This is a genomic window from Winogradskyella sp. UBA3174, assembly GCF_002364335.1.
Classification (GTDB): domain Bacteria; phylum Bacteroidota; class Bacteroidia; order Flavobacteriales; family Flavobacteriaceae; genus Winogradskyella.
The window spans coordinates 1-12,687 of record NZ_DEXW01000050.1 but is presented as its reverse complement, the minus strand read 5'-3'; the positions used below and the strand labels follow the sequence as shown (position 1 = coordinate 12,687).

Sequence of the window (12,687 nt, the reverse complement as noted above, 5' to 3'; positions counted from 1 at the left end):
TGCTTTTCATAGGAACCGATGTTAGGGTGCGTTTTTTCTGTTCAGTTTTTCAATTCCTTTTCTATATTTTTCAGAAATATAAATTTCGGTTGTGTCATTTCCATTGTTCGAGCTACTTCCTGAAATATTTATATGATTTTCTTTCAATATCGATTCTATACTGTCCGAATTTGTTGTTTTAATGATAATATCATTTTTTGGGTTGAATTCTAAAGTTCCGTTGCCTTGATAATATTCAAATTCATTCCTGAAAGTTGTTAAATATTTCTTGTTACTTTCAGATAACCAGTCCAAATCTAAAGTTTTGTTTAGTCTGCTTACCGCTTGATCTTTATTGCCAGCCAAAGTTTCTAACATAGTATAATTAACCAATGACATTAGGTCCATTTCATTTTTAACTTCTGGTTTTTTAGTTAATTCAAAAGCTTTTTTATAGCTATCAATCGCTTTTTCCTTTTGTCCGTTATATTCGTAAAGTCCACCTTTTACTTGATAATAATTTTCAGTTTCTTTCTGTTTTGATGGAATTTCTTCTAATAGCTCGAAAGCCTTGTCTAAACTATCTTGCTCAACATAAACTCCGATAAGTTCATAACGTATAGATGTAGTTGACTGATCGATTTCTATGGCTTGTGAGTAATAGTCTTTTGCTTTTTCTAAATCATTTTCTGCTCTGTATTGCCAAGCTTTTTCATTGAAATCTGCCACACGTTTTTTGTCCGCTTCTGAAATTGATTTCTCGCAGCTAACTACAATAAAAACTAAAAGTATTATGTAAATATTTTTTTTCATTTTTTTGTTTTAAATGCACCCTAACGGTCTTGGTTAAGGCAAGTAGCGTGGAGTAGGGACACGTTTTTGTCAGCTTAGTTGTTTGTTTCTTGGTGTCTAAAATAACACTTTTTACCAGATTGCCCGCTATTTGCGCTTAACCGATGTTACATAGCGTATTTGTATTCTTTAACCTGGAATCTCAAAGTGTCTGTAATTAATTTAGTTTGAACCGCTTCCATCTCACAGTTTTCAGAGATTTTGAAGTTTCTAATTGAATCTAAAACTCTTATTTCAGGAAATTCTCGATTAGAGTTTTCAATTATTTGCAATTGTTTTGTGTGCTTTTCAAATTCTCCTTGACAATTTGTATCAGTTTCTCCATTCATCGTTTCTATCTTATAATCTTTCAAGATTCTTTTTAAAGAATCCTTTTCATTTATAAATAGTGACATACTAACTGTATAATAGGGATTTGGTTTACTATTGTTTGAATATGAAAATATCAATTTATAAGCACTTTTTGCATTATTTATTCTAAATAAACTGGAGTCAATTTCTATTTTATCTAATCGTACAGCATCTGTATACAGATCGTTATTTTTTTGAAATGTTCCTATAATTTCATGATTCTTATTATTTATCAATATGATATTACTATTCAAAATCGCATAACCATCTCCTTTTTCCCAAATAGTCGGAATTACAAACAACGTTTCATTACCAAAATCATGATGAGTAATTAGTTGGTCAAAGCAGTCAGCTTTTTCAATTTCTAACTTATTTAGAACTACGGTCAAAAGATCATTTTTTTCGTTCTGAGCAAAACTTGTCAGATAAGAAGTCAGTATTATTAATAAAAGCAGTCTCTTCATAAAATATGCTATGTAACGGTCTTGGTTAAGGCAAGTAGCAGGAGTAGGGACACGAACTTGTCGGCTTAGTTGTTTTTTACTTGGTGTCTAAAATAACACTTTTCACCAGATTTCCCGCTATTTGCGCTTAACCGATGTTGTGTTTTAGTTTTTCTCCACCAATTTTATAAGGAAGCACTAAATCATTTTTTCAGTCGGCTTTTAACGTCCATTCTTTGATGAAGAATTCTAATTACTTCCATTAAACCATTATCCGTTTTTTTATAAAAAATCAGATGTGATTTAATCTTAGTTACTCGATATCCTTTTCGAATATGGTCGATAGATTTTCCAGTCAAATAATTGTCAGAAGTAAAAATAATCTCGTCAATTATCAATTTATAATATCTGTCGGCTTGCTCAACAGACCATTTTTTTAGTGTAAACAACCATATGTTTTCTAAATCCTCAACAGCCTTTTTGCTTATGAGATAGTTGTTCTTGCTCATAAGTTTTTGCGATGTAATTCTTTCAAATGTTCAGAAGCATTGAAATTGTCAATTAATTCCGAGTTTTCTCCGACTTCAAGAGCTTTAATCAATTCTTGTTCTTTGATTTCTTCTCTTTCTAAAAGTCTAAGAGCAGAGCGAATTACTTCACTTACAGAGTTATATTTTCCTGAACTAATTTCATTATTTATAAAACTCTCAAAATGATTACCTAACGATATGGAGGTGTTTTTTCCCATTTTTAACTTGATTTATTCAAAAGTACCAAAAATTGGTAACTAATACAAATTGAAAAATTAAACACAACGGTCTTGTTTAACGCAAGTGGCGTGGAGTAGGGACACGTTCTTGTCGGCTTTGTTATTTGTTACCTTGTCTCTAAAATAATACTTTTCACCAAAATGCCCGCTATTTGCGTTAAACGATGTTGTACACCGTTAAAACTAGTTCAAATTTTTCTTTGGATAGGATTTTAATTTTTCTTGGATTATTTGATCAATATCAAATTTATAGCTTTCGTCTATTTCAGAAGCAGTGGCAATCATTTTAAAATACTCATCTCCAATTTCAAATTTAATTGGAATAGCATTCATCTTTCCGTAGGTAATATTTGCAAATCCTTTTTTGATATTTTCAAATCGAGATCCGTCAATTGGTATTTCTTTTGTAAAGAAGAATTTTAGATAATAATTTTGATTTATGGAGTCAATATTGACATTTATTTTGAAAAAGTCACATTGATAACCTAGCACTATTTCGTTACTAGAACCTTCTTCTATATTTATTAAAGATTCATCGGTTCTAAATGAGGGATCAAAGACAAATATTGTGTCATTGTTTTTTTTCTTATTGTAGTAAATCCCAGAAGTTGAATCCATTATGTCAAATTCTGTTGCTCCATCAAAATATTCTTGATAGTATTTTCCATTATCATAAAGAAATATTGCTCCAGTACCAAATTCCTCATAGAGCATTTCTTCGGATATGTTTGGATGCTCGATTTCGAAATCTACCTTATAAATTATTTTGCCTTTAAATTCACCTTGAGCATTTACTGCAATGGAAATGATAAATCCTAATATCAATAAGAGTTTGGAAAACTTCATTTTTTTTGTTTTTATGGTGTACAACGGTCTTGGTTAAGGCAAGTAGCGTGGAGTAGGGACACGTTCTTTTCGGCTTTGTTGTTTGCTACTTGATGTCTAAAATAGCACTTTTCACCAGAATGCCCGCTATTTGCGCTTAACCGATGTTGTGCAACGTTTTTTTATTCAATTTCGTTCAGTTTCTCCGTTGGACGAATTTCATTAGTTTCTAAATTATAAATAGCGTAATCGAAGTCATTTTTGTGGTCTTTTTGGTCAAAGGTCAATATCATTTCTTTTCCTTGATTTAACCATCGGAATCGTTTTACTTTTCGGTCAGTCACTTTTTTTAAATTCTTGCCATTTAAGTCCGATAGGTAAACATAATGTTGGTCAGCACTATCTATAATTCCGTCTTCATTTGTGTCTTTTGTCGCTATGTAATAAGCTATGTGCTTAATTTGTTTTAATTCTTCAGGGTTTTCAGTAAATCGGTTTAAAACTGACATTGAAGTTATAGAACCATTTCCAGGTAACAATTTTCCTAATTCAGATTGTTGTTTGTCTAAAAACAGAAAGTTGATTGTATTTTGTCTAACCATATTTGGCGTATGTGCAATCTCAATATCCATTTCTCCGTCTTGACTTCTATATTTTTTCTCAACAGTTACATAGTAAAGTTCGGAGTTTGGAATTTTTATTGGTTCAGAGTTTAATATAGAGAATTCAGAGAGGTTTTCATTTTCAAGCACTAAACCATCACATAAATCAATTGGCTCCTTTTTTTGAAATTATCGTAAGTTATTATTCCTAGTAGATATAGAATAAAAAAGGGAATTAAAATTCCGTTTATGATAATTAATGTTCGTATAAATTTATTGTTCATAGGTTTTGTTCAAAAATGTTGCACAACATCTTGTTTAACGCAAGTGGTGTGGAGTAGGAACACGTTTTTGTCGGCTTTGTTGTTTGTTACTTGGTCTCTAAAATAACACTTTTCCCCAAACTGCCCGCCATTTGCTGTTAAACGATGTTGTGGTGCGTTATTTTCTAGGCAGACATTTTTGGACTGACCTGAATTTGTCCGCCAATCGCTTTTAAAACTTTCATTATTGTAGCGAATTGAGGTTTTGCTCCATCGGATAAAGCTTTGTACAAACTCGGTCTGCTCAATCCAGTTTGTTCTGATATTTTGGTCATTCCAATCGCTTTTGCAATATGACCAATTGCATTAATTACATCTGCATTATCTCCTTCTTCTAAAACAGTATTGAGATATTCAGCGACCATCTCCTTACTGTCTAAATAATCTGCAATGTCAAATTTTGAAGTTCCCATATTTTCTATTTGTTTAGTTTTTTCCAGATTTCTTTCGCTTTTGTAATATCATTTTCTTGAGATGACTTATCTCCACCAATCAATAAAACAATTATTTTACCGTCCTTTTCTTTAAAGTAAACACGATATCCTTTCGCAAAATTCACTCGCATTTCTCTAATTCCGTCGCCTACAGGTTTGCAATCTCCAAAATGTTCGTCAATTTCTAATTTCTGTATTCTAAATAATATTTTTGATTTAGCTTTTAAGTCTTTTAGCTTTCTCAGCCATTTATCGAATTCATTTGTTTTCTCAATAAAGAACATAAATATTGTATCTACTTGGATACAAATTTACATTATTTTTTTGATTGAATAAAATTTAATTAGGTTTTCTGAGCTTGCTGAATAATGCACCACAACGGTCTTGGTTAAGGCAAGTAGCGTGGAGTAGGGACGCGTTCTTGTCGGATTTGTTGTTTGTTACTTGATGCCTAAAATATCACTTTTCACCAGAATACCTGCTATTTGCGCTTAACCGATGTTAGCTCTCGTTATTTATTCATATTGCTTACATTCTTCTATCAAATCATTTTTAAATTCTAATGGACTTTTTATTAATGCATTTATATTTTCATCAGGGAAAACTAAAAATTTATATTCATTAGAGTTAAACTTACTTATCCATTGAATAAACTCATTTAAATCATATTTTTTAATCTTTTTACCGTTTGGTATATGAGATATAATTATCTCTGCAAATTCCTTTTCAGGAAAAACAGGAAAACATTCTTGTCCATTTATATCAGTCATTTGATTTAGTGATCCTAATATTAGATAAATTTGTTCAAAATCAGATACTTTGCGAATTAGGTAATCATATCTTTCTTTGTTATTTAGGCTTAAGATATTTTCAATTTTTTTTGAATTCATTTTATTTTCTTTTCCGATTTTATACGACCTAGTTTGTTTTCAATAAATTTTATGGCATCTTTCGTTTGTCAATTTAACTAAGTTTTTCAATTGAATTTATAAAATTCCAAAATTTAAGAAATCGTTTATTAAAATTTTGTTGAAAAGTTTCAAACAATAATTTCTTTCTTCTTTTCTGAATTTTAATGAGAGCTAACGGTCTTGGTTAACGCAAGTAGCGGGTTTGTATACGTGATAAATTCGGCTAAACTTTTTCTTGCTTAAAGACTAAAATAATACTTTTTACGAAATGCCAGCGTATTTGCGATAACCGATGTTGCCCACAGTTATTTTTCCATTATATTTTTTTTCAGTCGCTGAAATGACTTCCACTCATTTGAGGGATAATCTTCTATTATCAAACTAGAGTCTCTTGAAATCACACTATTTACAAATCCGCTATGAGATGGATATGTCTCTGAATTAATTTTAGTTTTAGTCAATTCTAGAATAGCATTTTCAATCAGCCCAATTTGGTCAACGCTCAATTCGATACTATCAATTTTGCGTTCCAACTTTTTATATTCATACCATTTTTTTGGTTTTTCGTTTTCTTTTGGTGGCATTGGAGGTTCATAAGAGCCCAAATATCTCGAATAATTGGCAAAAACATTTTCCCCATCAGAGTATATTAAAATTATATCAGAGTCACCGCCCCATTCACCATATTTATCATCAGTTTGAGCAAGTTCAATTTGATTCCATCTATCAATATATTCTAACTCACTTTCATTCGTACTTTGTGCCTTTTCCAAATCACTTTGGTTTTCCGATGTCAGTTCATCTTTTTTATTAGCACCATTTGCGAATACAACTCCGATTATAAATGTCAGCAGGATTTTTCTCATAATTGTGGGCAACGGTCTTGGTTAACGCAAGTGGCGGGAGTAGGGACGCAAACTTGTCGGTTTTGTTGTTTGTTACTTGGTCTCTAAAATAGCACTTTTTACCACAATGCCCGCTATTTGCTGTTAAACGATGTTGGCATAAGTACTTTTTAGTAATTCTTTTGTTTTATATACATCCATCTCAGCAAATTAAAGCGTAATCGAAATTCTCATTTGTGAATAAATATTCAATTCGATTATTTCCAGTTTCCGATGAAGTTCGAATTAAATTTCCTGAATTATCACAATTGCTCAAACCATTATCAGCTTTAGTCGAAAAGCTTTAAAAAACTAAAAATTGAATTTACTTTTTTTATGCATAATTTCTTATTATCAATTTTATCCGTTAAAAAGCTAAAGGTGAGTAAAAAAAAATATTGTCAGATTAGCTCTATTATTTCTTTGACTTTCATGATTTTCTTTCATTCTTTTTTCTAGTTAAAACAAAATATATTACATAAAACCAGCTAAAAAAACCATGGATAATTGCTAATAATACTGATTTATTTCTTTCCCAAGAAGTTACTCCAGCGATTACGCTTCCTAGTCCGATTCCATTACTTATTACTGTTCTTTTAGTGTCCGAGTCAATACTATCTTGGCTATAACCCTCATAAATTATAAATAATACTAGAGTAAATGTGATGTAAATTTTCTTCATATTTCGAATGTTGTGTATTTATGCCAACGGTCTTGGTTAAGGCAAGTAGCGTGGGGTAGGGACGCGTCCTTGTCGGCTTTGTTGTTTTTTACTTGGTCTCTAAAATAATTCTTTTCATCAGAATGCCCGCTATTTGCGCTTAACCGATGTTGTGCAACGTTTTTATTTATCTTCACATGTTTGAATATATACAGCACGACCTTTAGAATTTGCACCATATTTTATTCCGTATTCGTCTAAATATTTATTTTCTTTTCTGCTTGAAGTATGCCAACGGATATAGCCATAATCACATTTTCCCATATTTCCATTTTTAAATTCTCTCTCGGCAATTTCATTGATTTTTTTCCAATATTTTTCTCGTGAATGAACAAAAAATATTGTCGGATTAAATTCTTCTGGAAGTTCTGAATCGTAATATTTTTTTATCCTTTTTAGACTTGGATAACCTACAGAATCGCTTATTGCAATTAATCTTTCTGTAAACTTGTCATCTGAAGGATGAATAAATTCTTTCCATATTCTTTTGGCCAAGTCCGATTTGAAGTTTGTCGAAAAAATATAATTTAGTCGGTCTTTTTCATTTTCAAGGCTTTCAATACTGTCGGTCACAGATTTGTCAAAGGTTTTGTAAATTATATATTCTCTTAATGCCTGGTCATATTCGTAGTTGAATTTTAATTCTTCGACAATTGTATCAATTTGTTGTTTAAATCTTTCTTCTTCAATGTCAAGTTTTTCTTGAGAATAACAGAAAGTCATGATCAGTCCAAAACTTAAAATCAGTAAATTTTTTTTCATGTAGGTTTATTTCAGGTTAAAGTTCAATTTTTTGTCAAATGTTGCACAACGGTCTTGTTTAACGCAAGTGGCGTGGAGTAGGGACACGTTCTTGTCTGCTTAATTGTTTTTTACTTGGTCTCTAAAATAACACTTTTCATCAGAATGCCCGATATTTGCTGTTAAACGATGTTGGCTAACGTTTTTTTAAAATTAAAGTAATTTAGAAGATAACAAAGTTTCAAGTTTTGCTTCCAAATCTTTTAAGCTTTTATCTTTCTTGTCTGCACCACGATAGCGGTCAATTATAATTCCATTTTCATCAATCAAAATGTATGCTGGGATGGGCTGCACTCGATATAATACGTTAATAGAGCCATTCTCTCGTATATTGTCCGATCCTACATAAATGTGGTGCCAATTTAATTTTTCATCTTTTATGTTTTCTTTCCAACTGGTTTTATCTTTATCAAATGAAATGCCTATAATTTCCAGTCCTTTTGAATGATACTTATCAAAAATTCTCTTTACTTCGGGAATTTCTTCTTTACAAGGCACACACCAACCTGCTCCAAAATCTAACAATACAGTTTTTCCTTTAAATTGATTTAGACTTAAAACATTGCCATCACTATTTTCTGAAGTAAAATTAGGCGCAATATCTCCTGAATCCACGATAGGTATAAATTTATATGATTTGATTTCCTCATGAATTGCTAAACCATAAAACGAATCTTTTAGAATTGGGTCGAGACCGGCATAAAGCATTTTAAGTGAATCAATGGGCAATTGTCTACTATGAAAATTAATTACCTCTGCACTTACATATGATTGTGGATTATTAATAGCATACTTGAGTTGGATATTTTTAACTTCATCAAATAGTTTTCGAATTTTTATGTTCGACTTTTCTATTTCTTCCCTGTTATCCTCAGTTAACTTTTTCCTTTGAGCTACATTTAAATTAACTTTCTCATAATATGGTTTAATTTCTTTAGCTAACAGCTCATATTCATTTTGGCTTTTAGAACCAGTGATTAAAGCATCGGGGAATTGATCTTCCTGAAGAGTGATTTCCATTTCATTTGGTTCTAAAAAAAATCGTAGTCGATTAGGATCTTCCATATAATCACCCGTTAAATTGCTTGTCAAAGAAACCAATTGTGGATGGATAAGAGAACCTTGTTTAAAAAAAGAATTATTTTTTACTGGTAATGTGTCGGATATGTAAACATCGCTACTGTCTGTATAGCTTAAGACTACATATTCTGTGTTAGGACCATCAACTGTACCTTTTAATACAAATGATTTCTTATCGGATTTTGGTTGATTACAGGAAGTTAAAATGATTAATGCAAGAATAAATGTTATGAAGCCTTTAATATTCATTTCTTAGAATTTTATTGTTAATTATTCAGCGTTTCTAAATGTTTGCCAACGGTCTTGGTTAAGGCAAGTAGCGTGGAGTAGGGACACGTTCTTGTCGGCTTTGTTGGTTCTTACTTGGTGTCTAAAATAGCACTTTTCACCAGAATGCCCGCTATTTGCGCTTAACCGATGTTGGCAATAGTTTTAAATTATCTTCTTTCTATTAGCATTTGCTAAATAACTTAATTTCAACTTATTTTCTGCTTTTTCAACGCTAGCAGTACGATTGGCTTTAACTTTAATTAATGAAAGTAATCCGGATACAACCGTTCCAATAGGTAATGAAAATCCAGAGGTGTAATTATCGAAAATTGCTCCGCTTGCAATTGCTATTCCCAAATCTTTACCATTTAAATTTAATTCCGTAGTTAAGTTATATTTGATAATTGATTTGAATCTTTCTTTTGAAACAGTATCGATTTTATCAATGCTATTTTTAAGTTCATTAATTATTTTTTTTGCTTTTAAATCTTTGTCTGGTGAAGAAAGGATTTCGAGATATAATTCATCAATTTTTGAATGTAACTCAAGTAACTCATCTTTCCGTTTATCTTTAAAATCTAGAATTTCTTGGAAGTTTATATTGTCATTTGGAACAGGTAAACATTTTAGTAGTTCTACCTTGAGAGAATTAAATTCTTTTTTCTGCTTGTCACCAATTGCAATTCCATCTCCAATTTGGTGAATTGTCCAATCAGTAGTTTTATCAGTTGAAATTAATTCATTAGCTACAATGGATTGTGCTATTACGAAGGGATCATACGAACCATTCTGAGTATTTGTAGACCAACTAGAAAATGCGATTCTCGGTCTTTCTAATATTTTAGTTTTTAGTAATTCTTCTTCATTATGTACTCCAACATGAAAAATGTTATTTGTAGGCATTACTATTTTGTCCCAGTAAAGTAAATAGTAATTCAAATCATTTATTGAAATTGATCCAGATATAGAAACGCTCTGAGAATCATTTCTATCCATTATTGCAGGATTTGTAATAATACCTCTATTCATTTTGTATTATGTGTTTTAAAATTGTTGCCAACGCTCTTGGTTACCGCAAGTAGCGCGGAGTAGGGACGCGTTCTTGTCGGCTATGTTATTTGTTAGTTGATGTCTAAAATAGCACTTTTCAACTGAATGCCCGCTATTTGCTGGTAACCGATGTTGGCAACCGGCATTATTGCAGGATTTCATTTAAAGTTTGATTTAATTTTTCTCCTCTTAAATTTCTACCAATGATTTCGCCATTTTCTGAAATTAAAAAATTATCTGGTATTCCACTAATACCATAAATTAAAGAAGCCTTATTTTCTTTTCCATTTAAATCATTAACATGATTCCATATTAAGCCATCATCTTTTATTGCTTTTATCCAATTATCTTTATTATCGTCTAAAGAGACAGCAAATATTTCAAATCCTTTTGGATGAAATTTTTCATAGGTTTTGACAAGGTTGGGATTTTCTTTTCTACAAGGTCCGCACCAAGCTGCCCAAAATTCAAGTAAAACTACTCGACCTTTTAAATTTGATAGTTTTCTTATATTTCCCAAGGTATCTTTCATTTCGAAGTCCACATATTTCTCACCTAATTGGGGATTTTGATTAAGCTCAATGTATTTCGAAATTTTCTTGCCGTATTGGTTATTTTTATTTTCGCTTGAAAAATTTTTATATAATTCTGTAGTTTTTTCTTTGCCCCAAGTCGCTGAATAAACGGAAAGTATATATGAACTATGTATGCTGTTTGGATGGTTTTTCACAAATTCCATCTCCATTTTAAGTCGTTTATCTCTTGGAAGAGAATCGGTTTCTTTGCTTAATTCTTGACTAAGATTTTCTTCGTATGAACCAGTAACTTCTGCGTTACTAAAATCTGATTTGCTTGCGTCAAAGGTCATGATAGTGTCTTCTAGCCATAAATATCTATAATGTGAATAATCTTTTGTCCTAAGGATTACTTGTTTAGGAGATTTAGTCAAATCTGTATGGAAAGCAAACGAATTATTTTCAATAATTGTAGAATCTAAAATTGTATTATCACCATCTAATAATATTACTGTTCCATTCTCGATTTCTTGAGTTTTTCCTTCTAACGAAAATTCTATCTTCTTTTGTTCGTTGCAAGAACCGAGCAATATTATTGAGAGTCCTAAAATCAATTTTTTCATATAAATTTTATTTAATGCTTGTTGCCAACGGTCTTGGTTAAGGCAAGTAGAGTGGACTAGGGACACGTTCTTGTCGGCTTTGTTGTTTTTTAATTGGTCTCTAAAATAGCACTTTTCACCAGAATGCCCGCTATTTGCGCTTAACCGATGTTGTGCAAAGTTTTTTTAATAAATATCATTCTCTTGGTTTTTCTTTAATTCTTTGATAAATTCAATAGGTTCACCGTTTAATAAAAAATTCTTAATTATGTTATTTGTAGAATATACCAATTCTTTACTTTTAGACTGGTGGCCTTGTTTATATATTGATTTACTTGTGGTTCGAATAAATTCATCAGAGGATTTATTATTCTTATAGGCGCCTAATCCAGTTGTTTGGAAGAATACACCATTTCTCGCATATATTTGACTGTAAATTTCTCCTTTAGCAATAACCTTATCAAGTTTGAAACTATTACAGAAAATATTGCTTTGTGGATGTAGAAACGGAAAACTTTGTCGAGTTAAATATGGACCACCGCGATCTATTGAGTAACTAATAATTACGTCAAGATCATAAATTGTATAAGCTCCTCTATTTAATAATGTTGGTGTAATCCAGCCTTCTGAATTTATGCCATAATCAATTAAGGGAAATGAATCCCCTCCTGTAAATGAAGTATGTAAATCTTTTGTTGTTGCAGGATAACCTCCAATGGATTTAAATTTTAAAAATGAAATAGGAAAATAAGCCCTAAAAACATTTTCCAATATCGGATTGGTGATTAATTCATTTTGAATCATTCCTGAATCAAAATAATCTAAGAATAATTTATTTGTTAACCCCTTAAAAGTTGAAGATAAGCCAGAACTTGGTAAAGTTGAATAGAAACCAAAAAAACCATCTGCTTTGTATTTTTCTACACGATCTCTAATATTAATTTCATCATTTATTCCAACTGATTTTCCTGATGGAGCAAAGTGTTTTGCGCTTAGAACCCAAGTTCGTTCAGAGCTTTTTCTTATGCCCTTTAATTTCTCCGAAATTAAAATATCTTTACCGCCATCTTGACCTCTGTCAGGCTGTTCGATTATCAAAAATCCTAAATTTTCTACAAAATCTCTGGCAAATAATTCAAATTGATCTTGATTACCATCTGAAGAATTTGCTGGAGGAATTTCTTTAAAGTCAACAATCATATGTTTTATAAAAATTAAAATGTTTTTATTCCAATTGAATCGAAATCTTGTAAAAAATTATGCACAACGTGCACG

16 protein-coding genes are annotated in these 12,687 nt (G+C 31.1%); all 16 read right to left on the bottom strand.

Annotated elements, in window-relative coordinates:
• Positions 1–21: 21 nt before the first annotated feature.
• A complete protein-coding gene (locus B2U95_RS09565) occupies positions 22–792 on the bottom strand; it encodes a tetratricopeptide repeat protein (RefSeq protein ID WP_296315560.1) in 771 nt (256 codons plus the stop codon).
• A gap of 146 nt (positions 793–938) precedes the next feature.
• The gene (locus B2U95_RS09560; RefSeq protein WP_296315558.1) at positions 939–1,646 is read right to left on the bottom strand and encodes a hypothetical protein; all 708 of its coding nucleotides are present in this window, start codon (positions 1,644–1,646) and stop codon (positions 939–941) included.
• A gap of 182 nt (positions 1,647–1,828) precedes the next feature.
• Positions 1,829–2,134 (bottom strand): type II toxin-antitoxin system RelE/ParE family toxin, encoded by a 306-nt coding sequence (locus B2U95_RS09555; protein WP_296315555.1) that lies wholly within the window; start codon positions 2,132–2,134, stop codon positions 1,829–1,831.
• On the bottom strand, positions 2,131–2,373 hold the full coding sequence (locus tag B2U95_RS09550; protein WP_296315552.1) for a type II toxin-antitoxin system ParD family antitoxin: 243 nt from the start codon (positions 2,371–2,373) through the stop codon (positions 2,131–2,133). The genes B2U95_RS09555 and B2U95_RS09550 overlap by 4 nt, the downstream gene beginning before the upstream one ends.
• 204 nt (positions 2,374–2,577) lie before the next feature.
• Positions 2,578–3,240, bottom strand: a complete 663-nt coding sequence (locus B2U95_RS09545; protein ID WP_296315549.1) for a hypothetical protein — start codon at positions 3,238–3,240, stop codon at positions 2,578–2,580.
• Positions 3,241–3,401: 161 nt separating this feature from the next.
• Positions 3,402–3,971 (bottom strand): hypothetical protein, encoded by a 570-nt coding sequence (locus tag B2U95_RS09540; RefSeq protein ID WP_296315546.1) that lies wholly within the window; start codon positions 3,969–3,971, stop codon positions 3,402–3,404.
• Positions 3,972–4,269: 298 nt separating this feature from the next.
• Positions 4,270–4,557 carry an addiction module antidote protein gene (locus tag B2U95_RS09535; protein WP_296315543.1) on the bottom strand — a complete coding sequence of 96 codons (288 nt, stop codon included), beginning with the start codon at positions 4,555–4,557 and terminating at the stop codon, positions 4,270–4,272.
• A 5-nt stretch (positions 4,558–4,562) separates the two neighbouring features.
• The gene (locus tag B2U95_RS09530) at positions 4,563–4,862 is read right to left on the bottom strand and encodes a type II toxin-antitoxin system RelE/ParE family toxin (RefSeq protein WP_296315541.1); all 300 of its coding nucleotides are present in this window, start codon (positions 4,860–4,862) and stop codon (positions 4,563–4,565) included.
• 231 nt (positions 4,863–5,093) lie between these two features.
• Positions 5,094–5,468 (bottom strand): DUF2750 domain-containing protein, encoded by a 375-nt coding sequence (locus B2U95_RS09525; RefSeq protein WP_296315538.1) that lies wholly within the window; start codon positions 5,466–5,468, stop codon positions 5,094–5,096.
• Between the two features lie 326 nt (positions 5,469–5,794).
• Positions 5,795–6,355, bottom strand: coding sequence for a hypothetical protein (locus B2U95_RS09520; protein ID WP_296315537.1), 561 nt, complete (start codon positions 6,353–6,355; stop codon positions 5,795–5,797).
• Positions 6,356–6,803: 448 nt separating this feature from the next.
• A complete protein-coding gene (locus B2U95_RS09515) occupies positions 6,804–7,055 on the bottom strand; it encodes a hypothetical protein (protein WP_296315534.1) in 252 nt (83 codons plus the stop codon).
• Positions 7,056–7,217: 162 nt separating this feature from the next.
• Positions 7,218–7,856, bottom strand: a complete 639-nt coding sequence (locus B2U95_RS09510; protein WP_296315531.1) for a hypothetical protein — start codon at positions 7,854–7,856, stop codon at positions 7,218–7,220.
• A gap of 192 nt (positions 7,857–8,048) precedes the next feature.
• Positions 8,049–9,224, bottom strand: a complete 1,176-nt coding sequence (locus B2U95_RS09505; protein ID WP_296315528.1) for a TlpA disulfide reductase family protein — start codon at positions 9,222–9,224, stop codon at positions 8,049–8,051.
• Between the two features lie 183 nt (positions 9,225–9,407).
• Positions 9,408–10,274: a DUF6236 family protein gene (locus B2U95_RS09500; RefSeq protein WP_296315527.1), complete on the bottom strand. Its 867-nt coding sequence runs from the start codon at positions 10,272–10,274 to the stop codon at positions 9,408–9,410.
• A gap of 166 nt (positions 10,275–10,440) precedes the next feature.
• Positions 10,441–11,433 (bottom strand): AhpC/TSA family protein, encoded by a 993-nt coding sequence (locus tag B2U95_RS09495; RefSeq protein WP_296315524.1) that lies wholly within the window; start codon positions 11,431–11,433, stop codon positions 10,441–10,443.
• A gap of 165 nt (positions 11,434–11,598) precedes the next feature.
• Positions 11,599–12,612: a hypothetical protein gene (locus tag B2U95_RS09490; protein WP_296315522.1), complete on the bottom strand. Its 1,014-nt coding sequence runs from the start codon at positions 12,610–12,612 to the stop codon at positions 11,599–11,601.
• Positions 12,613–12,687: the final 75 nt, after the last annotated feature.

Excerpts from the sequence above, each read along its gene's own strand:
- B2U95_RS09565 (WP_296315560.1), bottom strand. The coding sequence starts at position 792 with ATGAAAAAAAATATTTACATAATACTTTTAGTTTTTATTGTAGTTAGC.
- B2U95_RS09560 (WP_296315558.1), bottom strand. The coding sequence starts at position 1,646 with ATGAAGAGACTGCTTTTATTAATAATACTGACTTCTTATCTGACAAGT.
- B2U95_RS09555 (WP_296315555.1), bottom strand. The coding sequence starts at position 2,134 with ATGAGCAAGAACAACTATCTCATAAGCAAAAAGGCTGTTGAGGATTTA.
- B2U95_RS09550 (WP_296315552.1), bottom strand. The coding sequence starts at position 2,373 with ATGGGAAAAAACACCTCCATATCGTTAGGTAATCATTTTGAGAGTTTT.
- B2U95_RS09545 (WP_296315549.1), bottom strand. The coding sequence starts at position 3,240 with ATGAAGTTTTCCAAACTCTTATTGATATTAGGATTTATCATTTCCATT.
- B2U95_RS09535 (WP_296315543.1), bottom strand. The coding sequence starts at position 4,557 with ATGGGAACTTCAAAATTTGACATTGCAGATTATTTAGACAGTAAGGAG.
- B2U95_RS09530 (WP_296315541.1), bottom strand. The coding sequence starts at position 4,862 with ATGTTCTTTATTGAGAAAACAAATGAATTCGATAAATGGCTGAGAAAG.
- B2U95_RS09525 (WP_296315538.1), bottom strand. The coding sequence starts at position 5,468 with ATGAATTCAAAAAAAATTGAAAATATCTTAAGCCTAAATAACAAAGAA.
- B2U95_RS09520 (WP_296315537.1), bottom strand. The coding sequence starts at position 6,355 with ATGAGAAAAATCCTGCTGACATTTATAATCGGAGTTGTATTCGCAAAT.
- B2U95_RS09515 (WP_296315534.1), bottom strand. The coding sequence starts at position 7,055 with ATGAAGAAAATTTACATCACATTTACTCTAGTATTATTTATAATTTAT.
- B2U95_RS09510 (WP_296315531.1), bottom strand. The coding sequence starts at position 7,856 with ATGAAAAAAAATTTACTGATTTTAAGTTTTGGACTGATCATGACTTTC.
- B2U95_RS09505 (WP_296315528.1), bottom strand. The coding sequence starts at position 9,224 with ATGAATATTAAAGGCTTCATAACATTTATTCTTGCATTAATCATTTTA.
- B2U95_RS09500 (WP_296315527.1), bottom strand. The coding sequence starts at position 10,274 with ATGAATAGAGGTATTATTACAAATCCTGCAATAATGGATAGAAATGAT.
- B2U95_RS09495 (WP_296315524.1), bottom strand. The coding sequence starts at position 11,433 with ATGAAAAAATTGATTTTAGGACTCTCAATAATATTGCTCGGTTCTTGC.
- B2U95_RS09490 (WP_296315522.1), bottom strand. The coding sequence starts at position 12,612 with ATGATTGTTGACTTTAAAGAAATTCCTCCAGCAAATTCTTCAGATGGT.